Genomic DNA, 21936 nt, shown 5'->3' on the forward strand with positions numbered 1-21936 from the left:
GCGTCCGCCGTCAATTCCGATCACCAGGGCCGGATTGGTGGCGACACCTCCGTGAGCGGGAGGTAGTGGGCGAGCACCTCGCCGTAGACCACCACGGAGAGCACGACGGCGATGATCGTCCACGTGCCGAGGGAGTCGAGGACGCGCCACGTGCTGCGCGATCCGTGCTCGATCTCGGCGACCGGGATGACCTGGGTCTCGGACACCACCCGCTTGTTGAAGATCGTGCCGACGATGACCACGAAGAACAGCACGCCGCCGACGAACATGATCAGCCCACCGACCGCGGTGAACAGCGTCGCGGTGCCCCAGTCGTTGTCCCCGTAGTAGACGGCGTCGCGCAGCTGGGTTCGCCGGGGCACACCATCGATCCCGCCCCACATCTGCCCGCGGGCGAAGATCAACACGCCGATGAACCACGCCCACACCTGTGCCACCGCGAGGCCGGGCGCGAAGAGCTGCTTGCCGGTCAGGTACGGCACCATCCAGTACGAGATGGCCATGATCGACAGACCGACGGCGGTGCCCACGGTCAGGTGGAAGTGCCCGACGATGAACGACGTGTTGTGCACGACCAGGTTCACCGTGTAGCTGGCGTTGATGAGGCCGCTGGCGCCGCCGAGCGCGAAGGCGAGACCAGCGAGCAGCTGGCCGGCCACCGACGGATCGTTCCAGGGCAGCTTGGTGATCCAGCCGAACCAGCCTCGCCCCCCTCGTTTGCGTCCACCCTGCTCGAGCGCCGCGACCACCGAGAACGCCGTCACCATGGACGGGAAGAAGATGCCGAAGGTGAGCAGCCACTGGATCGTCTTGGACGAGAAGGGGATGCCCGGATCGGTGAACTGGTGGTGCACACCGACCGGCAGCAGCAGCAGGAACGTGAGGAAGACGATGCGGGTGAGGCCGTCGCTGTAGATCTTCCCGCCGACCTGCCGGGGCAGGAGCGTGTACCAGGACACGTAGATCGGCAGCAGCCAGAAGTAGACGATGGGGTGGCCGGAGAACCAGAAGAGGATGCGGGTGAACTGCGGGTCGACGGCGTCGCGCAGACCGAGCGACCACGGCAGGAGGAACACGAGGACCTCGACGGCGATGCCGGTGGACGCCAGGAACCACATGAGCATCGTGACGATGGACGTGTACGACATCAGCGGGATGCGAGCGCCGACGTTGTCCCGACGCCACGCCCGCAGCGTGAGCAGCTGGTTCGCCAGCGTCAGCCAGGTGGACACGACGAGCAGCACCGCGCCGATGTAGAAGGCCGGCGTGGCGCCCAACGGCGCGTAGAAGGTGAACATCACCGTCGCCTTGTTGGCGAGGATCGCCCAGGCCGCCAGCGCGGTGCCGGCCCACCCGCACCACAACGAGGCCTCGAGGAGCCCCCGGCTGGCCATCGGGCGGCCGAAGCCCCGCATCGTGAGCAGGGTCATGAAGCTGTTGGCGAAGCTGAACGTGAACACCAGCGCCAGGGCCACGCCGTGGAGCGTGAGGCCCTGGTAGTAGGTCTCGATGACCGGGACGTCGTCGTACAGGTTGGCGCCCCCGCGCTCCATGGCCTGCAGGAAGCCCATGAGCACGCCCAGCAGGAGGCCGATGAAGGCCAGGTACAGGTGCCACTTCACCGGCCGCAGGTCGGCGTGGGTGAGGTACGGCATGTCGATCTTCCACGACCGCACGCGCTGCACCGTCGGGGTGGGGACCGGCTCCGGAGCGATCGGCGCCGGTTCGTCGAGCAGCGTCATCCTTCGCCTCCGACGACGTTGATGACCCCGCCCATGATGTGGTGCTGGATCCCGCAGTACTCGTGGCAGATCACCGAGTGGGGGCCGACCTCGTCGAAGGTCACCTCGAGCTCGGTGACCTGACCCGGGATGATCATGGCGTTGGCGTTGGTGTCGGGGATCTTGAACCCGTGGACGACGTCGACCGATGCGATGCGGAAGTGCGCCGTCGCACCAACCGGCAGCTCCATCTCCGCCGGCTCGAAGGCCCAGGTCCGGGCGATCATGATCACGTCGTAGCCCCCGTCGTCACGGGGGTAGACGCCCGGTTGGTCGAAGGGCGCCGTGCTGGAGATCAGCGCGGGGTCGATGCGCTCCGAAGACTCGGGGAACGCGGCGTGCTCGCCGGCGATGGTGGCGAGCAGGGCTGCGACGGCGAGCAGCAGCGCCACGGCCACCGCGATCAGGAACCAGCGCTCGTAGCGTTCGATCTTCACGACGCTCAGCTCCGCTCGAGCAGCGTGTAGTAGGTCCAGACCCACATGGCGGCGATGGTGAGCAGGAAGAGGATCAGCAGCACCATGGTCCCGCGGGGCTGCACCTCCTCGTCACCGACCTCGACACCCATCTCGGGCTCGATGCGGGTCCCGGCGCCCTCGGTCGCGTCCTCGCTCACGACGTGACCTCGAGCGTGCCTTCCATGCCGGCGGCGAAGTGCCCGGCGATCGTGCAGATCACCTGGTAGCTGCCGGCCGCGAGGTTCACGGAGCCGGACTCCGATGCGCCCGGGTCGGCTGCGACCTCGGCCACGACCGTGTCGGGCTCGAACTCGGCCTCCTCGGCGATGGTGGTGCCGGCCTCCAGGACGGTCCAGTTGTGCTCCACGGCACCGACGTTGTCGAGCGTGACCGCCACGTCGGTGTCGGCCACGACGGCCACATCCGATGGATCGAAGGCGAACTCGCTCGCCTCGATCTCGACCGACGTGGCGGGGCCGGCCGGCGCAGCTGCACCGCCGCCGCTGTCGTCGTCGCTCATCGCCAGGAAGAGCGCCACGGTGCTGATGCCGAGCGCGAGCAGGACCCCGACGCTGATGAGCGCCAGCCAGGCCGATTGCCCAGCGCTGAACAGCAGCTCCGCTCCCGGCTCGCCGAGGACCGGCGCAGCCGGTTCCGCATCGTCCAACGCCCGCCGATCGTCGACGCTCATCAGTGGTCCCCGTTCGCCCGTGCCCGTTGTCACACACGTGATAACCCACGGATCGCGACTCCGCAAGGAAATGCGCGGACATCGGGACCATGGTCCCGGACGGCCCCACCCTCGGTAACCTCGTCGGATGGCTGACACCCACGAGCTGACGCAGGCGGCGTACGACCGGCTCAAGGCCGAGCACGAGGATCTCACCACCCGCGGGCGCGTCGACATCGCCCGCAAGATCGAGACCGCCCGGGAGCTGGGCGACCTCTCCGAGAACGGCGACTACCACGCCGCCAAGGAGGAGCAGGGGAAGATGGAGGGCCGCATCATGCACCTCAACGCCATCCTCGAGAACCACGTCATCGTGGACCCCAGCGAGAGCGACGAGGTGCGGGTGGGCTCGATCGTGGAGATCCGCTACGAGGGCGACGACGACACCGAGCGGTTCCTCATCGGCTCCATCGAGGAGCGGGGCAGCGAGCTCGAGGTCATGAGCCCCGGCTCGCCCCTCGGCTCCGCCCTGCTGGGCAAGAAGGCGGGCGAGTCGGTCCAGTACGAGACGCCCACCGGCGCCACGCTGTCGGTCGAGATCGCCAGCATCGGGTGAGCACCGACCACGGCTCGGCGCCGCACGGCATCCGGCTGCCGCCCGGACGCCGGGTGAAGCTGCCCGGCCGTGGCACCACGTTCGTCCGCGAGCTGCCCGGCCCGCCCGGAGCGCCGACCATCGTGCTGCTCCACGGCTGGACGGTCTCGGCCGACCTCAACTGGTTCGCCTGCTACGAGGCGCTCGGCCGCCGCTACCGGGTCCTGGCCATCGACCACCGAGGCCACGGTCGGGGCCTGCGGTCCCGCCGGCGGTTCCGCCTGGCCGACTGCGCCGACGACGTCGCCGCCCTGTGCCGGGAGCTCGGCATCGAGCGCATCACGCCCGTCGGCTACTCCATGGGCGGACCCATCGCGCTGCTCACCTGGCACCGCCACCGCGAGCTGGTCGATGGCCTGGTGCTGTGCGCCACCGCCCCGTACTTCCGGGCACCCGGCGCCGAGTCGGCCATGTTCTCGATGCTGCCGGTCTTCGCCGACGCGGCCCGCTTCACCCCGCTGCCGGTGCGCCGCGCCATCGCCGCTCGCCTCCTCGGCCGCCGCCTCGACCAGGACCCCTTCGGTCGCTGGGCCCGCGAGGAGATCGGCCGCGGCGATCCGGCCGCCATCGCCGGCGCCGGCGCCTCGCTCGGCCGCTTCGACGCCCGACCCTGGCTGGCCGACATCGACGTCCCCGTCTCGGTCGTGCGCACCACCCGGGACCAGGTGGTCTCCCCCGCCCGCCAGACCGAGCTCCACGCCGGCATCCCCAGCGCCCAGCTCGTCGACGTCGCCGCTGACCACGCCGCCTGCGTCACCGGCGCCACCCGCTTCGTCCCCGCCCTGCTTCGCGCCCTGCGCCACGTCCACGCCGAATCCGGCAGCGGGGACGGAACCTCGCCGCGCACCTCGTCCCGCTACTGAGAGCGGCTGCGGACGACGACGATGGCGACGTCGTCCTCGCGCTCGGCGAGCTGGAGCTCGGCCATGATCGAGTCCCTCGCATCGCGGGCCGAGCACGTCGGTGGCAGGCGATCGACGATCGACCGCAGGCGCTCGAGGCCGACGTCGATGTCCTCGCCGCGGCGCTCCACGAGCCCGTCGGTGTAGAGGACGAGCAGTGAGCCCTCGGCGAACGGGATGGACGCCTGCGCACGGGGTTCGGTGGCCGTTCCGATCGGCGGGTGGTGGCACCCCTCGAGCAGCACCGCCTCCCCCTCGAGCGTGCGGAGCACGGGCGGGAGGTGCCCGGCCAGGCGCCACTCCAAGGTCTTGGCGTCGTCGTCGATCCACGCGACGGCGGTGGTGGCGATGTAGCCCGAGTCGAAGTGCGCGAGCGATCGGTTCGCCGCCGGGATCACCTCGGCGTGGTCGACGTTGAGCACCAGCGTCCGGATCGTGGCCTTGGCCTCGGTCATGCGGGCCGCAGCGGTGATGCCGTGCCCGGCGACGTCGCCGACGACCAGCGCGGTGCACGACTCGTTGATCTCGATGACGTCGTACCAGTCGCCGCCGAAGCCGATGTCGCCCCGAGCCGGCTCGTACGCCAGCGCCACGTCGAGCGTGCGGGACGTGTCCGGCATGGCCAGCACCTCGGCCTGCATCTCCTCGACCAGGCGGTCGCGGGCCTCGGTGCGCTGGGCCCGGCGGAGCGCGTGGCTGCACAGGTCGGCGAGCAGGTCGAGGCGCAGGCGGAGCTCGTCGACGAACTCGACCGGTTCGGTCCAGCCGACCCCGACCACGCCGAACACCTCGCCGAGCTCGTCCACGAGGGGCACCGATGCGGTGGTGTCGAGCCCCACGCGCTCGGTGTCGCGCACCATCTCCGGGTACCGGGCCTCGCGCGCGGCCCGATCCACGAGCACCGCGACGCCGGTCTCCACGACGTCGTGGAACGGGGTCCGCACGCCGTCGAGCGGCAGGACCCCCCACCGCTGCTCGATGTCGGCGTCGAGCCGCGGCTGGATGAGGCGCAGCTCCTGGCGCTCGGCGTCGAGCAGGGCGACGTTGACGAACGCGGCGTCGACCACGGCGGGGCCGTTGGACACCACCAGCCGGGCGACCTGTGCCGTGGTGAGCGCTCCGTTGAGGTGCCGGGACAGCGAGGCGAGCGCCTGGAGGCGATCCCGCTCGACGATGCGATCGGTGATGTCGATGGCCGACGGGACCAGGGCGGTGACGACGCCGTGCTCCACGATCGGCACGAGCTGGAAGTCGATGGTGACGTGGCGCCCGTCCTCCAGGCGCACGTCGATGTCGGCCCGCGCCGACGCGCCGGACTGGGCCCGGGCCAGCATCTCGCGCAGCTGCACCTGCACCGCGGGATCGTCGCGCCACCACGAGGCCTCCCAGAGCGGGAGGCCGACGACGTCCTCCCGGGACAGCTCGGTGGCGGCGAGGGTGGCCTCGTTGGCCTCGACCAACCGGCCGTCCGACGTGCACATCCCGACGAAGGTGGGGAGGGCGTCGAGGAGGCGAGCCAGGCGCTCGTGCGCCCGTCGCACCTGGGTCGTCTCGACGTAGATCGCCGCCACGTAGCACTGCTCGGCCGCCGAGCGCACCGGCACGAAGGACACCTGCCACCAGCGGCGCTCGTAGGGCGGGCGTGGGGACTCCCAGACCAGCTCCTCGTTCCGGACCACCTCCTCCTCGGCCAGCGCCCAGGTGATCATCGGATCGGCCTGGGCTGCCACCTGGGGATAGAGCTCGGCCAGGCGCTTCCCCACGTGCAGGTCGGCTGGGTAGCCACCGAAGCCGGCGGCGACCTCGTTGACGTAGGCCATGCGGAGCTCGTCGTCGAAGACCATCACGCCGGTGGTGGACTGGTCGAGGACGGTGTCGAACAGCGACGGCAGGGCACGCGCGTCGACCGCGTGCAGCGCCTGCAGGTCCTCGCCCTCGCGTCTGGTGCTCACCGGGTCGCTCCGAGTCGCCTTCTCTCGCAGCGCCGTCGCTGCGTGTTCGCCTGCCCTTCCAGCGGCTTGCACCACCGTCCCGCACCCCGACGGTACCTGCCCCATCGCCACGAGGCAGGGGTCGGAGGTCCTCTTCTCAGAGGCGCTGGCCCAGGGCGGCCTCGACCTCGGCGGCCGCGGCGACCACCACGGCGCCGAACCGCGCCCCCGGCTGGCGGGTGACGCGCTCGATCGGGCCGGACACGCTGATGGCGGCCAGGGTCCGGCCGTCACCGTCGCAGATCGGCGCCGACACCGACGCCACCCCCGGCGCCCGCTCGCCGACCGACTCGGCCCAGCCACCAGAGCCGACGTCGCCGCGCAGCACCCGACCGGCCGACCCGACGTCCATGGGCAGCCGCGCCCCCACCGGGACGATGGTCCGCAGCTCGTGCCCCGAGTCGACGGCCGCGACGCAGAGCCGCTCGCCCTCCTCGACCACGAACAGCTGGGCCGACTCGCCGGTGCCCTCGCGCAGGCCCCGCAGCACCGGCGCGGCCACGGTGGTGAGGGGGAACGCCTCCAGCGCGGCACGACCGAGGCCGATGAGGGCGAGACCGGGCGTGTAGGCGCCGTCGTCACCGCGCCGCAGCAGGCCGACGACCTCCATCCCCTGGGCCAGGCGGTGGGCCGTGGCCCGGCTGATCTCGGTGCGCTCGCACAGCTGGCGGAAGGTCGCCGGACCCTCGCCGACGACGCGCAGGATGGCGACCACCTTGTCGAGCACGCCGATCCCGCTTACAGTGTCCATCAGACGGGAACACTATCCCATTATGTGAGACACCTCAAGGAGCACCCATGGCAGGCAAGACGCTGAGCGAGAAGGTGTGGGACCGGCACCTCGTGCACTCGGGGGACGACGGGGACCTGCTCTACATCGACCTCCACCTCGTCCACGAGGTCACCTCGCCCCAGGCCTTCGACGGCCTGCGCCTCGCCGGCCGCACGGTCCGCCGCCCCGACCTGACGCTGGCGACGATGGACCACAACGTCCCGACCTCGAACATCGACCAGCCGGTGGCCGACCCCATCTCGAAGAAGCAGATGGACACGCTGGCCGCGAACTGCGCCGAGTTCGGGATCACCTGCCACGCCATGGGCGACCCCGGCCAGGGCATCGTCCACATCATCGGCCCGGAGCAGGGCCTCACCCAGCCGGGCATGACCGTCGTCTGCGGTGACTCCCACACCTCCACCCACGGCGCCTTCGGGGCGATCGCGTTCGGCATCGGCACCTCCGAGGTCGAGCACGTGCTCGCCACCCAGACCCTCCCCCAGTCCCGACCCAAGACCATGGCCGTCACCGTCGAGGGCGACCTGCAGCCCGGCGTCACCGCCAAGGACGTGGTGCTGGCCATCCTCGGCCGCATCGGCACCGGCGGCGGCATCGGCCACATGATCGAGTACCGGGGCTCGGCCATCCGCTCCCTCTCCATGGAGGGGCGCATGACCGTGTGCAACATGTCGATCGAGATGGGCGCCAAGGCCGGCCTCATCGCCCCCGACGAGACCACCTTCGAGTACCTCGAGGGCCGCCCGCACGCACCGGAGGGCGCCGACTGGGACGCCGCCGTCGCCGACTGGAAGACGCTGGTCACCGACGACGACGCCACCTTCGACAAGGAGGTGGTGATCGACGCCGCCGAGATCACCCCGCACGTGTCCTGGGGCACCAACCCGGGTCAGGTCGTGCCGATCACCGGCGAGGTCCCCCACCCCGACGCCATGGTCGATGCCACCGAGCGCAACGCCGCGGAGCGGGCCCTCGACTACATGGGCCTCGCCGCCGGCACGCCCATGAAGCAGGTCCCCGTGGACACGGTGTTCATCGGCTCGTGCACCAACGGCCGCATCGAGGACCTCCGGGCCGTGGCCGAGGTGGCCGAGGGACGGAAGGTCTCGATCAACCGGGCGATGATCGTGCCCGGCTCGTTCAAGGTGAAGGACCAGGCCGTCGCCGAGGGCCTCGACAAGATCTTCGTCGAGGCCGGCTTCGACTGGCGGGAGCCGGGCTGCTCGATGTGCCTGGCCATGAACCCCGACAAGCTCGCCCCCGGCGAGCGCTGCGCCAGCACCTCGAACCGCAACTTCGAGGGCCGCCAGGGCCGGGGCGGGCGCACCCACCTCGTCTCCCCCGCCGTCGCCGCGGCCACCGCGATCGCCGGCCACTTCGCCACCCCTGCTGATCTGGAGAACTGAGACATGCGCGCTGTCCGCACCATCGAAGGCACGGCGGTCCCCCTCGACCGCTCCGACGTCGACACCGACCAGATCATCCCGTCCGACTGGCTCAAGCAGGTCGAACGGACCGGGTTCGAGAAGGGCCTGTTCTCCGAGTGGCGTGACGACCCCGGCTTCGTGCTCAACCTCGAGCAGTTCCAGGGCGCCAACGTCTTGATCGGCGGCCCCAACTTCGGCACCGGCTCCTCCCGGGAGCACGCCGTCTGGGCGATCCAGCAGTACGGCTTCGAGGCGGTCATCTCCCCCCGCTTCGGCGACATCTTCCGCAACAACTGCACCAAGAACGGCCTCGTGCCCGTGCAGGTGGATGCCGAGACGGGCGAGCGGCTGATGCGAATGGTCGAGGACGACCCGACCACCGTGTTCGAGATCGACATCGCCAGCCGCACCCTGCGCGCCGGCGACATCGAGACCACGTTCCCCCTCGACGACAGCACCCAGCACCGGTTCCTCGAGGGCCTCGACGACATCGGCCTCACCCTGAAGCTGGGCGACGAGATCAGCGACTTCGAGGGCCGGCGCCCCGCGCACCTGCCCACGGCGTCCTGAGGCTCAGTCAGCTGAGAACGCCGACGAGGGCAGGTCGCGCTCGCCAGCCGCCATGGCCTCGACGATGCGCGCCGCGACCGCAGCGGGGTCGAGCCCCTGCGGGAGCTTCGGCGCCTCACCGGCGATCGGTCGATCGGCGAGGCCGGTCTCGGTGTGGGGCGGGCGCACGTCGAGCACGGTGATCCGCTGGCGGCGCAGCTCGCGGCCGAGGGAGACGTCGAGCGAGGTCAGCGCCGCCTTCGACGCCGAGTAGGCGCCCATCCCGGCCACCGGGTTCTCGGCCACGACGGCCGAGATGTTCACGATGCAGCCACCGTCGGGCAGGTGCGGGATCGCGGCGCGAGCGAGGCGGAGCGGTCCGACGAGGTTGGTGGTGATGAGCTCGTCGAGCACGGCATCGTCCAGGTCGACCACCGAGCCGAAGGCCACGACCCCGGTGGCCGCCACGACGGCATCGAGGCGACCGTGGGCGTCGACCGCAGCGGCGACGGCTGCTCCGCAGTCCTCGGATGACCGGATGTCCCCGGCGAACACGACGGCATCCGTGCCGAGCTCGGCGGCCATGGCCCCGAGGCGAACCTCGGTGCGCGCCAGCAGCGTGAGCCGGGCGCCTGCGCCAGCCAGCTGGCGGCAGATCGGTGCCCCCAGCCCGCCGCTGGCGCCGGCGACGAGGACGGACGCGTCGTGGAGCTGCATGCCTGCAGCCTGTCGGGCTCCGGGACCGCTGTCAGCGCGGCCCCGGTGTTCTCTGCGGTTCGCTCAGGCGGTGGTGCGGCGGCGCAGGTGCAGCGCGGCGCCGAGAAGGGCGAGGGCGCCCATGCCGGCGAGCAGCGTCAGGTCGTCGGACGAACCGGTGCGGGGCAGCGTGGGCTGCGGTGCCGGTGCCGGAGCGGTGACCATGCTGCCGCCCACGCGGGCCTCGGTGACGCCGGTGCCGGCGACGATGCCGCCCTGCAGACCGGTGAGGAGGGCGACCTGGGTGGCGGTGACCCGGGCGCCGGCGGTCTGGACCTGGGACGCACCGAGCGTCTCGGTGATCTGCTCGACCGCACCGACGCTGATGACCGACTCGAGCGGGGTGCCCTCGGCGATGACCTGGCGCTGACCGGCCGGGATCGTCATGTCGGCGGGGATGCCGAGCAGGTCGGCGATGGCCGGGGAGATCGTGACCGTGACCCCGCCGGCGGTGCTGCGGCTGATGTCGACGGTGTCGCTGCCGGGCACGGAGCGGGCGTCGGCCAGGTTGTCGGCCACGCGCACCTGGAGCAGCGGGGCGTCGTCGACGAGGCCGTCGAGCTGGGCGAGCACCGGGGCGAGGATGTCGCCGAGGGCGGGGATCTGGCCGGTGACGGCACCGAGCTCGGCGGGCACCGCAGCGAGGACCTCGTCGAGCAGGCCCTGGACCTGGACGGTGACCAGGTCCTCGACGGCGTCGACCAGGAACTGCAGCGAGAGGGTGCTGATGTCGAGCGCCTGCAGCTGGGAGCTGGCCACGAGGGCGCCGTCGACCGGGGAGATCGAGGACGACGACGAGCCGAGGGTGATGGCCAGCAGGTCCTGGTCGAGCGCGGCGAGGAGGGTGTCGCGCACGAGGCTCTCGGCGATGGCCGGCACCTCGGCGACGACCTCCACCAGGGCGTCCAGCGAGAGCAGGCAGTCGGACTCGACGATCTCCATGATCCGCTCACCCTCGGGGAGGGACTCGATCACGTCGATGATCGGCAGGCCGAGGCTGCCGGCCGTCTCGGCGATGGTGCGCGGCGAGACCTCCTGGGGGAGCTCGTCGCAGATGGAGGCGAGGGCCGATTCGACCGGGGCGAGCGCGCCCTGGACCTGCACGATCACGCCGTCGAGCTGGGCGAGGATCGGATCGAGGAGCAGGTCGAAGATGACGTCGGCGAGGGCCTGGCCGTTGAGGGCGATGCCGCCGGCCTCGGCCGCGCCGAGGGCCTGGGGGGCGAGCAGGTCGGGCAGCGAGGCCTGGGAGGAGCTGCACACGCCGAGGATCGACAGGACGTCGGGGATCGGGAGGGCAGCGAGCTCGGGGGTCCCGCAGGACTGGCCGGCGTCGCCGGGATCGCTGACAGCGGCGCCGATGGTGTCGGCGACCGCCTTGGTCACGCCGATGCCGAGCGTGCCGTCCGGCCCCTGGAAGCCGAAGCTGGCGACCTCGACGAGCGGGAGCTTCTCGGCGATGGCGCTGGTCCCGGCGAAGCTGCCGAGGTCGGTGCCGAGCACGGACAGCGTGGCGGTGACCGTGTTGGCGCCGGCGTAGAGGTCCTCGACCTCGTCGGCCGAGGCCGTGGCGGTGCTGGCGCCGACGAGTGCGACGCAGGTGAAGACGAGCGCGGCAGCGCGCGAACGGGTTGACATGGCGGCAGGTTCGCCGTCGACGGCTTCGCCTCCTGCCCACGGCGTGCGACGTTTCGGTGACGTTCCGGAGCCGCCGCCGGGCGCGGAACGGGCCCCGGCACGTCGCCGGGGCCCGTTCGTCGATCCGAGGATCAGCTCACTTCGGGGGCATCCGGATGCCGCCGTCGACGCGCACGACGTGGGCGTTCATGTAGGAGTTGGTGAGCAGCTCGGCGGCCATGGTGGCGAACTCGCTCGACTTGCCCAGGCGCTTGGGGAACAGGACGCTCTCGCCCAGCTTGGCCTTGAACGCCTCGGAGGCCTCGCCCTCGCCGTAGATCGGGGTGTCGATCAGGCCGGGGGCGATGCAGTTGACGCGGATGCCGGCGGCCGAGAGGTCACGGGCGATGGGGAGGGTCATGCCGACGACGCCGCCCTTGGAGGACGAGTAGGCGGCCTGGCCGATCTGGCCGTCGAACGCGGCGACGGAGGTGACCGTGACGATGGCGCCCTTCTGGCCGTCCTCGTCGGCTTCGTTCTGGCTCATCGCCGTGGCGCCCAGGCGCACGCAGTTGAACGTGCCGACCAGGTTGACCTCGACGACCTTCTTGTAGATGTTCAGGTCGTGGGCCGAGTCGTACTGGCCGTCCTTGCCGATGGTGCGGGTGGCGAAGCCGATGCCGGCGGCCGTGACCATCGTCTTGAGCGGGCCCATCTCCTTGGCCGCCTCGATCGCGGCGATCACCTCATCGGTGTTGGTGACGTCGGCCTTGACGAAGACGCCCTTGATCTCCTTGGCGACCGCTTCGCCCTTCTCCTCGTTCATGTCGACGATGACGACGTGCTGGCCCTTCTCGGCCAGGAGGCGTGCGGTGGCTTCGCCGAGGCCGCTGGCCCCGCCGGTGATGACAGATGAAGAACCGGTGATGTCCATGGCCGGGGAGACTATTGACTGGTCGGTCAAGTTCGCCAACCAGACCTCTTGCGCTACCCCGGGACCACGGCCTTCCACGCGCTGGGGTGGGTGTGGCGCCGGCGCCAGCGGGCGAGCCACAGGGGGAACGCCTCGACCGGCATGCCCTTGGCGAAGAGGTAGCCCTGGGCGAAGTGGCAGCCGATCTCGGTGAGGCGCTCGCGCTGCTCCTCGGTCTCGATGCCCTCGGCGACGATCTGGATGTCGAGCACGTCGGCCAGTCGGCTGAGCATGGTCACGATGACCGTGTCGGAGTCGATGCGCCCGAAGCCGGACACGATCGAGCGATCGATCTTCACGAGGCCGACGGGCAGCTCGCGCAGGTAGCGCAGCGACGCGTAGCCCACGCCGAAGTCGTCGACGCAGATGGTGACGCCGGCCTGGCGGAGCTCTTCGAGGGTGCGGGCTGCCTCGTCGAGGTCCTTGAGCAGCGAGGTCTCGGTGATCTCCACGATGAGCTTGGACGGCTCGATGCCCCAGCGGTCCCAGAGGCAGGTGACGTCCTCGACGACGCCTGGGTGGTCGACGTGGCGGCCCGACAGGTTGACGCTGAGGTGCAGGTCGGAGAGGCCCTGGGTGCGGTCCTGGGCCCAGTCGCCGAGCACGCTGCCGGCCCGGTCGAGCATCCAGCGGCCGATCTCGATGACGAGGGTGGAGTCCTCGGCCACCTCGATGAACGCCTCGGGCGGGACCTCGCGGCCGTCCTCGGTGGTCCAGCGGCAGAGCAGCTCGCCGCCGACGATCTGGCCGGTGCGCAGGTCGAGCACCGGCTGGATGCAGGCATCGAGCGCGCCGACGCCGACCGCACGGCGCAGCTCGCGCTCGAGGTCGAAGCGCTGCTCGACCGCGAGGCGCATGTCGTCGTCGAACACCCGGATCTGACCAGGGCCCGAGGACTTGGCGTGGTACATGGCCACGTCCGCGTCGCGGAGCTGGTCGAGGGTGTGGGGGTCGCCCGGCTCGAGCCAGGCCACGCCGATCGACGCGGACACGGGGATGACGTCGTCTTCGAGGGCGACCGGCACCGACAGGGCGTCCTGTATGCGCTCGGCGAGGCGGGCGACGACGGTGACGTCGCCGGCCTCCTCGGCCAACACCACGAACTCGTCACCGCCGTTGCGGGCCACGAGGTCCGTGTCGCGGGTGGCCTGCAAGAGCCGCTCGGCGACCCGTTGGAGCACGACGTCGCCGACACGGTGGCCGAGGGTGTCGTTGACCGCCTTGAACCGGTCCAGGTCGATGAACAGCAGGCCCAAGCCCTGCCCCGAGCGCTCGGCACGTGCCGCCGCCCGGTCGAGCTCGCCGACGAGGCTCGCCCGGTTGGCCAGGCCGGTGAGGTCGTCGTGGGTCGCCTGGTGGGCGAGCTGCTCCTCGAGGATCTTGCGCTCGCTGATGTCGCGGGCGAACACGGCGATCACCGGGTCGTCCTCGTCGCCGGTGGCCCGGGTGGTCACCGAGACCGCCCGACGTGCGCTGGGGTGGTGCACGACCGTGTCGGCGTCCGTGAGGCCGACGGGCAGGTCGGCCAGCAGCGGGAACCGGTCGGCCAGGTCGGCGGCGCGCTTGCCCACCACGGCCGATGCGGCCATGCCCAGGAGTCGGGTCGCGGCGTGGTTGGCCGAGCCGACGATGCCGTCCTCCCGGATGGTGAGGATGGCCTCGTCGGTGGCCTCGACCAGGCTGCGACTGATCGCCTCGCTGGCGGCCAGCTGGTGGTGGAGCGTGTCGCTCTCAACGGTCGCGAGGCGGACACGCCGGCGGAACCAGAAGGCGAGCGCGCCGGCCAGGGCAGCCACTGCCCACCCGACGATCATCAGCCCGACCACGCGTCCAGTCTGCTGCCGTTCGGGGCGTCAGAGTGGGATGGCAGTCCGGAGCGACACGACCTCACCCCTATCGAAAACGACGAATGCCCCGGCCCAGTGTGGGCCGGGGCTCGCCGAGTCCGATGGTCTTTCAGACGTCGCCGCCAGTGGTGATGCAGTCCGGCGAGGAGTTGTCATCCAAGACGATGGTCCCTGTCGGGAAGCTGTTCAGAGCTTCCAACGCCTCGAGGTCGTAGCTCTCGACGTAGTCGCAGACGTAGTCGCCTGCGGTGCCGGTGAAGGTGTTGCCGGTCACGGTCGAGCCAACGATCCCGAGGCCCACTCCCTCCAACGTGTTGTCAACGAAGAAGTTGTTCGTGATGTCAGAGGCACCGTCGTTGGCACTGCCCACGCCGTTGCCCTCGAAGGAGTTGGAGTCGATGGTGAAGTCGGCGCTCGGGTTGGCGAACACACCCTGCAGCAGCGCCGTGAACGTGCTGCCACCGATGGACGCCTCCTCCGTGGCCCCACCGAGCGCGTTGATCACGCCCTTGTCCTCACTGTCGGCACCAGCACCGGTCACGACGTTGTCGCTCAACACCAGACCAGTCACGTCGTCCAGGTAGAACGCCGTCGTGTAGGACAGGTACGTGTCGAAGGTCGACATGTCGAAGCCCTCGATCGTCACGCCATCGGCACCGGAGACGACGAACGTTCCGATCAGATCGGCCCGACCCTCCGCGGAGTCGCCGCTGATCGTCAAGCCGTCCTTGGACACCATCACCAGCTCATCGAAGGAATCACCCTCAGCCGAGAACGCCTCGAGGATGTCAACGCCACCATCATCAGCGGTGTCCTCCGCATCCACGGCGTTCTGGATCGAGGTGAAGTAGCGACCGGTGTCCACGCTCAGCACGCGGGTCTCGCCGACACCGGGAGCCGGGGTGATGCAGTCAGGAGCAGACCCGTCCTCCTCGATGGAGTAGCCCTCGGGATAGACGTTCGCCGCCGCGACCGTGGTGAGCACATAGTCATCCGGCGTGTAGTCGCAGACGTAGTTGCCTGCAGTGCCGGTGAAGGTGTTGCCGGTCACGGTCGAGCCAACGATCCCGAGGCCCACTCCCTCCAACGTGTTGTCAACGAAGAAGTTGTTCGTGATGTCAGAGGCACCGTCGTTGGCACTGCCCACGCCGTTGCCCTCGAAGGAGTTGGAGTCGATGGTGAAGTCGGCGCTCGGGTTGGCGAACACACCCTGCAGCAGCGCCGTGAACGTGCTGCCACCGATGGACGCCTCCTCCGTGGCCCCACCGAGCGCGTTGATCACGCCCTTGTCCTCACTGTCGGCACCAGCACCGGTCACGACGTTGTCGCTCAACACCAGACCAGTCACGTCGTCCAGGTAGAACGCCGTCGTGTACGACAGGTACGTGTCGAAGGTCGACATGTCGAAGCCCTCGATCGTCACGCCATCGGCACCGGAGACGACGAACGTTCCGATCAGATCGGCCCGACCCTCCGCGGAGTCGCCGCTGATCGTCAGACCGTCCTTGGACACCATCACCAGCTCATCGAACGACCCAGCGTCGGCTGAGAACGCCTCGAGCGTGTCGACACCATCGACATCGGTGACATCCTCCGCATCGACGGCGTCCTGAATCGTGGCGAAGGCCTGACCAGTGTCAACGCTCACGACGCGCGTCTGGCCGAGTTCAACGCCTTCGGCGTTGGAGCCGGTCTCGGCGATCGGGATCGTGGCGTCGGTGCTGTTGCCGGCCAGGTCGAGCTCGTCGACCACGTTCAGCGTGTACGTGGCCTCGTCGTGGGCATCGAAGTCGACGCCTTCGGCGCTCGGGCTGAGAACCAGCGTGTCGGTGTCCTCACCGTCCACGACCTCGTAGTCGAAGCTGTCGGTGCCATCCGAGACGGTGTAGGTCCCGACGCCCTGCACGGGCTCGTTGAAGGTGACGGTCACGTTGTCGTCCACGCCGGCGACATCGGTCGCTGAGGCGGACTCCACCGTTGCCGGCGTGGTGTCGGCGGGCGGCGTTCCGCCGCCGCCACCCGTGGAGGCGGCCTCGACGGTGATCACCTGCGTCACGACGATCGGATCGTCTTCGCCGTCCACCGTCACGGTGAACGTGATGGTGCAGGAGCCTTCGTCGGCGTCGCTGTCGACGTGGACGGCGAAGTCGAAGTCCGTGCCGCCTGCGGCGTCGGTCTCGTCAACGTCGGAATCGGACGTGACGCACGGGCCGGAGACGGCGACGTTCGTGATGTCGCCACCATCGGACGTGAGCGTGCCGGCGAACGACTGCCCTGCCGTGATGGTGGTGTCATCGTCGGCGGGAGTCACGGTGACCTGCGTTGCGTCGGACTGGGCCGCAGCGGCTGCTGCATCTTCGACTGCATCGCTGACGGCGGCAGGGCCACCGAGGATGTAGATCGTGTCGGCCTCGGGAGCGACGTCCTCGATGAAGTCGCCAGTGACGCCGGTGAGGGTGTCGGTCTGGGTCAGGATCATCGGGGCGAGCAGCTGGGAAGCCATCGGGCCACCGGCCAGGGCATCAGCGAACTTCTCGCCGGTCGCCAGGACCAGCTCATCAGCGCTGAAGCCGTTGGCCAGGTGGAACTCGGCGATGCCGATGGCCGTCTCGTACCGGTTGATGCCAGCGAGGCGGGTGACGGCAGTGCCATCACCCTCGAGGGCATCCTCGATCTCCTGGGAGACCACGTCGGTGCCGCCGACGATGATGACCTCATCGACACTCGCGGTGTCGATGTAGCCGGCCGCCTCAGCGGACAGCTCGTCGGCACCCGTCAACAGGACCGGCAGCTCCAGCTCGTGAGCACCGGGGCTGATCGCCAGGGCGTCAGCGAAGCTGAAGCCGTTGGCCAGGACAGCGGTGGTGCCGCCGACCTCGGCGGCGATGTCGGCCGCAGTCTCGAAGCGGTTGTCACCAGCGATGCGCTCGACCGTGTAGCCCTCGCCCTCGAGGGCATCGGCGACGTCGTCGGAGACAGCATCGACGCCACCCATGATGGTGACGTTCTGCGCACCAAGCGCTTCGAGACCGGCGAGGGTCTCGTCGTCCAGGTTCTCGGACGGGGTCAGCAGGATCGGGGCGTCGAGGATGCCGGCGAGACCGCCAGCGGCCAAGGCGTCGGGGAACTTCTCACCCGAGGCCAGCACGACGTTGGTCGCGCCGTCGGGGAAGCCGGTGGCGGCAGCCGCAGACGCGGTGCCGTAGCGCGTGGCACCGGAGACACGGACGATCTCCGTGTCCTCCACCGCCTGGGCGGGCGACGCGGCGAGCGTCAACCCTGCGAGCCCGAGGGACGCTGCAAGCGCAGATGCCGCCAAGGCCCGGGAACGGGACTTGAATCGCATTCAAACTCTCCTGGTTGCTTCTTCGATGGTGGTTCGCGTCACCGGTGCAGCCGGCTCCGCCGAGGCTGACGAACCTCAAGAAGCAGAAGACCCGTCCCGAATTCCGCCGTGACGGGTGCTCCCACCTGGAGAGCGACCATATGCCCCAAACCATCGCTCCACAACAAATGGATCTGCTCGTGCCATTTACTCGTTATATGGCACTCAGGCGAGCAGAATTTCTCCCTTCCAGGGCGCGACGATGCCGGGTGGATCAGAGGATCCACCCGGCATCAGGGGAAGCGGCGGCCGCCGCTCAGCGCACGAAGTCGAACAGCGCCTGGGTGCTCGCCTGACCGTCGTCGTCGCTCACGGCAGCGAGCTCGGTACGGGGGCGGATCCGGTCGTCGGCACCGACGCCCGGGGCGAACGTCAGCGTGATCGTCCGACCGTCGTCACCAAGGGTGATGCCGGTCAGGAACTTGCCGGCCGGTTCGGGGCGGTAGTCATAGCTGCTGCGGTTGGCGGCCGAGCCGCCGACCGGCTCGTTGAAGGCGATCGTGCAGGTCGTGTCGCCGACATCGCAGGTGGTGGACTCCACCATCAGCTCGGGGCCGTCGTTCTCCAGCACCCGGTCGCGCAGCGCGGTGACCGGCACGGTCGTGCCGCCGACGTCACGGACACCGGACAGGGCGGTGACCATCGTCTCCTCGCCGTACGCGATGTCCGGTGCGGCATCGGCGCCGGAGCCCAGCGTGATCGTGATCGTGCCGCCATCGACCGCCCAGCTCGAGGTCGCCGTGCCGTTGGTGAGGGTGACCTGGTTGCCGGTCCCTCGGCGGACCGTGATGCTGGCGTTCGATGCCACCTGCACGTCGCGGGAGAAGTGCAGCATGAACTGGTCGCCGGCGTTGAGGAGGGCGAGGCCGGCGTTCTCCGACACGGTGGTCCCGTTGGTGAGCCCGAACAGCGTCACGCCGGGGACGATCTCGTTGCTGAGGAACGTGACGGCGTCGCCGTCGTCGTCGAGGGTGTCGGGAGTGCCCGACGTGCCGCCCTCGGGCACGACGATGTATCGCACGCCCGCGGTGCTGGACGGCTCGACGAAGGAGCGGGTGGTCGATGCCCCCGCGGCGGAGACGATGGCGTCGCCGTCGTCGAAGGTTCCGTCACCGTCGTCGCGGTACACCGAGTAGACGACGTCGGCCTGCTCCGAGGGCACCCAGGAGACCTGCACCAGGTTGGGGTCGGAGACGCTCGGCGTGGACGCCGTCACGTCGTCGATGTCGGGGATGTCATCGGTGACGACGTCGAACAGCGCCTGGGCATCTCGGAAGTACTCGATGTCGAGGACGTCACCGACGCTGAGCATCCCCTCGAACTGACCGGGGGTGATGGTGGCGCTCTCCGCCGTGGGGGTGTCGCCGCGGAAGCGGTCGGTGGTGCCGTAGAGGAACGTGTCGCCGCCGGCCACGAAGTAGTTGTCGTCCAAGCTCAGAGCGGTGACGGTGACGCCTTCGTAGGTGTCGTCGGCGGCCTCGGCCGGCAGCCAGGTGGTCTTGCCGCCCAGGCCGAAGGGCTCGTCGGCGACGTCGCCGGCCAGGGTGAGGTCGCCGTTGCCGTCCAGGTCCTCGAACACGAGGGGGAAGATCGAGTCGGGTTCGGTGGCGTCGACCACGACGGTGAGGGTGCCGTCCTCGGTGGCGGTGGCGTCCTCCTGGACGGTCTCGATGCCGCCGGCCGCGCCGGTGGGCGTGCCGTTGATGGACTCGATCGACGTGGCCGCCTCATCGGAGAGCGAGTAGGCGTCGAAGCTCACGCCGCCGGTCGGGTCCACGGTCTCGGCATCGAGGAGGGCGATGACGTAGCTGCCACCGGGCTCGAGGCCGCTGACCTCGAAGGTGCGGGCACCCTCGCTGGTGAGGAACAAGGTGCTCAGGGGCTGCGTGGCGGACTCGGTCGGCGTGATCACGAAGGCACGGTTGGTGCTGAGCTGGGCCGCCTCGGCCGCGTCGGCGAGGGTGGCGTCGCTCACGGCCGCCGGGCCACCGATGGCGATGATCTCGTCGATGGCATTGGCGTTGGTCGCCAGGTACGAGCCCGCCGCACCCGGCAGGGTCGTGGGGGCGGTGAGCACGAGCGGGGCTGCGCTGGTGCCGGCGAGCGGTCCGCCGGCGAGGGAGTCCGGGAACTTGAGCCCGGTGGACAGGTAGGCGGTGACGCCCCCGAAGCCGAGCTCGGCCGTCGCGTAGTCGTTGACCTCCACGTTGGTGGCCCAGCGGTCGCCGCCCGCCAGTCGCTCGGTGGTGTAGCCATCGGCCTCGAGCGCGGTCTCGATGCTGTCGTTGATCACGGTGGTGCCGCCGATGAGCAGCACGTGCTCGATGCCGAGGTCCTCGAGTGCAGTGCTGGTCGCATCGGGGATGCGGCCGGCTTCGGTCAGGAGCACGGGCAGGCGACCGGCGAACGCGACCGGGCCGGCGGAGACGGCGTCGGGGAAGTTCAGCCCGTTGGCCAGCACGGCGGTGATGCCGTCGGAGGTGGAGCCGAGCCCGTCGTCGGTGGTGGCCGGGATGCTGTCGTCGGTGGCGTCGATCGCCGCACCGGCGGCGGCCGCGGTCTCCCACCGGTTCTGCCCCTCGACCCGCTCGATGTCGTAGTCGCCGGCGAGCCCGTCCTCGACGGCCTGGCTGACGGCGGCGGTGCCGCCCATGACGTAGACGGTGTCGGGCCCGAGTGTGGTGAGGGCTTCCTCGGTGACCTCGGGCAGCTCGGCCGTGGTCGTCAGCAGGATCGGCGCACCGAGCGCGCCGGCGAGGCCGTTGGCGGCCAGCGCGTCGGCGAACGTCTGCCCGGTGGCCAGCACGACGGAGCCGGCGCCGTCGGGGAAGGTGTCGAGGGCGACCACCGCGGCCGTGCCGTAGCGGTCCTGGCCCTGGAGGCGGCTGGTGTCGGTCTCCTGCACGGCGCCGGCCGGCGTGGCCAGCAGCGGCAGCGCCAGGCCGCCGGCGACGGCTGCGAAGGTGACTGACGCGGCGAGGCGCCGCACCCGACGGGTGGTGGGGTTCATGTCTCGCTGTGCTCCCTGCGTGTTCGCGATGCCTGCTCTCAGACAGGCCCGCCATGGTTCCGCAGGTGAGTTCGCCGCCGAGCGGTCCGGCCCCTGCTTCCCGCCATCGGACCGAGGCACGTCCGCCTACCGTGTGTGTGGGCGTCGACCCCTGCTTCCCCCGAGGATCGTCATCGGAGGAGGCGCGCGTGCCCAGCACCGGACCCCACGAACCCCTGCTCGACCGATTCGCCGACCACCTCCGGGTGGTGCGCAACCTGGCACCGAGCTCGGTCAGCAACGCCCGCCACTACGTGGCCTGCTTCCTACACTGGTGGGAGGCGAACCATGCCGGCTGCGGGCTCGATGAGGTCCGGGCTCGTCACCTGGCAGACCACCTCGTTGCCGAGGCGGAGCGGGGCCTGGCGCCGGCGACCATCTACGCCGAGGTCAACGGGCTGCGCAGCTTCTTCGCCTGGCTCGTCGCCGAGGAGGAGCTGGCGGCCGACCCGTCGGCGACGCTGGCCCCGCCCCGGCGGAACCCCAACCGGATCGACGTCTACTCCCCCGCCGAGGCCGCCGCCGTCCTGACCCACACCGCCATGCTCACCGACCTCCGGGGTCGGCAGCGCCACGCCATCATCGCCACCTTCCGCTGGACCGGCGCCCGAGCCGGTGAGATCTCGAACCTGCGCCAAGACCGCCTCGACCTGACCGGACGTCGCCTGGAGGTGCTCGGCAAGGGCTCCCGGCACCGCACCGTGGCCATCCCGGCCCCGCTGGCCGAGGTGCTCCAGACCTTCGTCGACGACGTCCGGCCTGAGCTGCCCGACACGCCGTACCTGTTCGTGAACACCCACCCGTTCGTGCCCGACCCGGACAAGCGCTGCTCGGTGTCCGCACTGCAGCGCGAATGTCGACTGGCGGCCCGAGGCGCCGGACTACCGGGACGGCACTACCCACACCGGTGGCGACACTCCTTCGCCACCGAGCTCATCCGGGCCGGCATGGGCGTCGCCCAGGTGCAGCGACAGCTCGGTCATGCCTCGATCGTGTCGACGATGCTCTACACCCACCTGGACGTCGAGGACATCAGGCGGTCCCTCGACGACGTCTACGACCACCGGTGAACAGATGCAACTC

The 21936-nt window shown here is 70.2% G+C and carries 17 protein-coding genes; 5 read left to right on the plus strand and 12 right to left on the minus strand.

Annotated elements, in window-relative coordinates:
* Positions 1–20: 20 nt before the first annotated feature.
* The 4 genes from RGQ06_RS01060 to RGQ06_RS01075 are packed head-to-tail and all read right to left on the minus strand — an operon-like array spanning position 21 to position 2930.
* The gene (locus RGQ06_RS01060) at positions 21–1742 is read right to left on the minus strand and encodes a cbb3-type cytochrome c oxidase subunit I (RefSeq protein ID WP_432428366.1); all 1722 of its coding nucleotides are present in this window, start codon (positions 1740–1742) and stop codon (positions 21–23) included.
* Entirely contained in the window at positions 1739–2218 is a 480-nt protein-coding gene (locus tag RGQ06_RS01065) for a cytochrome C oxidase subunit II (protein WP_432428367.1), read from the minus strand. The genes RGQ06_RS01060 and RGQ06_RS01065 overlap by 4 nt, the downstream gene beginning before the upstream one ends.
* A gap of 5 nt (positions 2219–2223) precedes the next feature.
* Complete coding sequence (locus RGQ06_RS01070) at positions 2224–2397, minus strand: hypothetical protein (protein ID WP_432428368.1); 174 nt, start codon at positions 2395–2397, stop codon at positions 2224–2226.
* The gene (locus RGQ06_RS01075) at positions 2394–2930 is read right to left on the minus strand and encodes a plastocyanin/azurin family copper-binding protein (protein ID WP_432428369.1); all 537 of its coding nucleotides are present in this window, start codon (positions 2928–2930) and stop codon (positions 2394–2396) included. The genes RGQ06_RS01070 and RGQ06_RS01075 overlap by 4 nt, the downstream gene beginning before the upstream one ends.
* 127 nt (positions 2931–3057) lie before the next feature.
* Between RGQ06_RS01075 and greA the strand changes: the two genes are divergently transcribed.
* Together greA and RGQ06_RS01085 are read left to right on the plus strand one after the other, a co-directional pair.
* Positions 3058–3525 (plus strand): transcription elongation factor GreA, encoded by a 468-nt coding sequence (greA, locus tag RGQ06_RS01080; RefSeq protein ID WP_432428370.1) that lies wholly within the window; start codon positions 3058–3060, stop codon positions 3523–3525.
* Positions 3522–4427 (plus strand): alpha/beta fold hydrolase, encoded by a 906-nt coding sequence (locus RGQ06_RS01085; RefSeq protein ID WP_432428371.1) that lies wholly within the window; start codon positions 3522–3524, stop codon positions 4425–4427. The genes greA and RGQ06_RS01085 overlap by 4 nt, the downstream gene beginning before the upstream one ends.
* Here the strand turns inward: RGQ06_RS01085 and RGQ06_RS01090 are convergent.
* Both RGQ06_RS01090 and RGQ06_RS01095 read right to left on the minus strand, forming a co-directional pair.
* Positions 4421–6418 carry a SpoIIE family protein phosphatase gene (locus tag RGQ06_RS01090; RefSeq protein WP_432428372.1) on the minus strand — a complete coding sequence of 666 codons (1998 nt, stop codon included), beginning with the start codon at positions 6416–6418 and terminating at the stop codon, positions 4421–4423. The genes RGQ06_RS01085 and RGQ06_RS01090 overlap by 7 nt on opposite strands.
* A gap of 136 nt (positions 6419–6554) precedes the next feature.
* Positions 6555–7208, minus strand: coding sequence for an IclR family transcriptional regulator (locus tag RGQ06_RS01095; protein ID WP_432428373.1), 654 nt, complete (start codon positions 7206–7208; stop codon positions 6555–6557).
* Positions 7209–7255: 47 nt separating this feature from the next.
* On the opposite strand from RGQ06_RS01095, the gene leuC reads away from it, so the two are divergent.
* Positions 7256–8656 carry a 3-isopropylmalate dehydratase large subunit gene (gene leuC / locus RGQ06_RS01100; protein WP_432428374.1) on the plus strand — a complete coding sequence of 467 codons (1401 nt, stop codon included), beginning with the start codon at positions 7256–7258 and terminating at the stop codon, positions 8654–8656.
* Between the two features lie 3 nt (positions 8657–8659).
* Positions 8660–9247, plus strand: coding sequence for a 3-isopropylmalate dehydratase small subunit (gene leuD / locus RGQ06_RS01105; RefSeq protein WP_432428375.1), 588 nt, complete (start codon positions 8660–8662; stop codon positions 9245–9247).
* Positions 9248–9250: 3 nt separating this feature from the next.
* Here the strand turns inward: leuD and RGQ06_RS01110 are convergent, their stop codons facing one another.
* The 6 genes from RGQ06_RS01110 to RGQ06_RS01135 form a co-directional block, all read right to left on the minus strand.
* Positions 9251–9943: an SDR family NAD(P)-dependent oxidoreductase gene (locus RGQ06_RS01110; protein ID WP_432428376.1), complete on the minus strand. Its 693-nt coding sequence runs from the start codon at positions 9941–9943 to the stop codon at positions 9251–9253.
* 63 nt (positions 9944–10006) lie between these two features.
* Positions 10007–11620, minus strand: coding sequence for an LPXTG cell wall anchor domain-containing protein (locus tag RGQ06_RS01115; RefSeq protein WP_432428377.1), 1614 nt, complete (start codon positions 11618–11620; stop codon positions 10007–10009).
* A gap of 136 nt (positions 11621–11756) precedes the next feature.
* Positions 11757–12533 (minus strand): SDR family NAD(P)-dependent oxidoreductase, encoded by a 777-nt coding sequence (locus tag RGQ06_RS01120; protein WP_432428378.1) that lies wholly within the window; start codon positions 12531–12533, stop codon positions 11757–11759.
* Between the two features lie 53 nt (positions 12534–12586).
* Positions 12587–14398 carry a putative bifunctional diguanylate cyclase/phosphodiesterase gene (locus RGQ06_RS01125; RefSeq protein ID WP_432428379.1) on the minus strand — a complete coding sequence of 604 codons (1812 nt, stop codon included), beginning with the start codon at positions 14396–14398 and terminating at the stop codon, positions 12587–12589.
* A 130-nt stretch (positions 14399–14528) separates the two neighbouring features.
* Positions 14529–17765 carry a cell wall-binding repeat-containing protein gene (locus RGQ06_RS01130; RefSeq protein WP_432428380.1) on the minus strand — a complete coding sequence of 1079 codons (3237 nt, stop codon included), beginning with the start codon at positions 17763–17765 and terminating at the stop codon, positions 14529–14531.
* 295 nt (positions 17766–18060) lie between these two features.
* Positions 18061–20814 (minus strand): cell wall-binding repeat-containing protein, encoded by a 2754-nt coding sequence (locus tag RGQ06_RS01135; protein ID WP_432428381.1) that lies wholly within the window; start codon positions 20812–20814, stop codon positions 18061–18063.
* A gap of 188 nt (positions 20815–21002) precedes the next feature.
* Here RGQ06_RS01135 and RGQ06_RS01140 point away from each other — a divergent pair, with 188 nt between their 5' ends.
* Positions 21003–21923 carry a tyrosine-type recombinase/integrase gene (locus tag RGQ06_RS01140; protein ID WP_432428382.1) on the plus strand — a complete coding sequence of 307 codons (921 nt, stop codon included), beginning with the start codon at positions 21003–21005 and terminating at the stop codon, positions 21921–21923.
* Positions 21924–21936 lie beyond the last annotated feature (13 nt).

Source organism: Salinilacustrithrix flava (assembly GCF_041228405.1).
GTDB lineage: Bacteria > Actinomycetota > Acidimicrobiia > Acidimicrobiales > Salinilacustritrichaceae > Salinilacustrithrix > Salinilacustrithrix flava.

Excerpts from the sequence above, each read along its gene's own strand:
- leuC (WP_432428374.1), top strand. The coding sequence starts at position 7,256 with ATGGCAGGCAAGACGCTGAGCGAGAAGGTGTGGGACCGGCACCTCGTG.
- RGQ06_RS01095 (WP_432428373.1), bottom strand. The coding sequence starts at position 7,208 with ATGGACACTGTAAGCGGGATCGGCGTGCTCGACAAGGTGGTCGCCATC.
- greA (WP_432428370.1), top strand. The coding sequence starts at position 3,058 with ATGGCTGACACCCACGAGCTGACGCAGGCGGCGTACGACCGGCTCAAG.
- RGQ06_RS01110 (WP_432428376.1), bottom strand. The coding sequence starts at position 9,943 with ATGCAGCTCCACGACGCGTCCGTCCTCGTCGCCGGCGCCAGCGGCGGG.
- leuD (WP_432428375.1), top strand. The coding sequence starts at position 8,660 with ATGCGCGCTGTCCGCACCATCGAAGGCACGGCGGTCCCCCTCGACCGC.
- RGQ06_RS01060 (WP_432428366.1), bottom strand. The coding sequence starts at position 1,742 with ATGACGCTGCTCGACGAACCGGCGCCGATCGCTCCGGAGCCGGTCCCC.
- RGQ06_RS01075 (WP_432428369.1), bottom strand. The coding sequence starts at position 2,930 with ATGAGCGTCGACGATCGGCGGGCGTTGGACGATGCGGAACCGGCTGCG.
- RGQ06_RS01115 (WP_432428377.1), bottom strand. The coding sequence starts at position 11,620 with ATGTCAACCCGTTCGCGCGCTGCCGCGCTCGTCTTCACCTGCGTCGCA.
- RGQ06_RS01130 (WP_432428380.1), bottom strand. The coding sequence starts at position 17,765 with ATGCGATTCAAGTCCCGTTCCCGGGCCTTGGCGGCATCTGCGCTTGCA.
- RGQ06_RS01120 (WP_432428378.1), bottom strand. The coding sequence starts at position 12,533 with ATGGACATCACCGGTTCTTCATCTGTCATCACCGGCGGGGCCAGCGGC.
- RGQ06_RS01135 (WP_432428381.1), bottom strand. The coding sequence starts at position 20,814 with ATGAACCCCACCACCCGTCGGGTGCGGCGCCTCGCCGCGTCAGTCACC.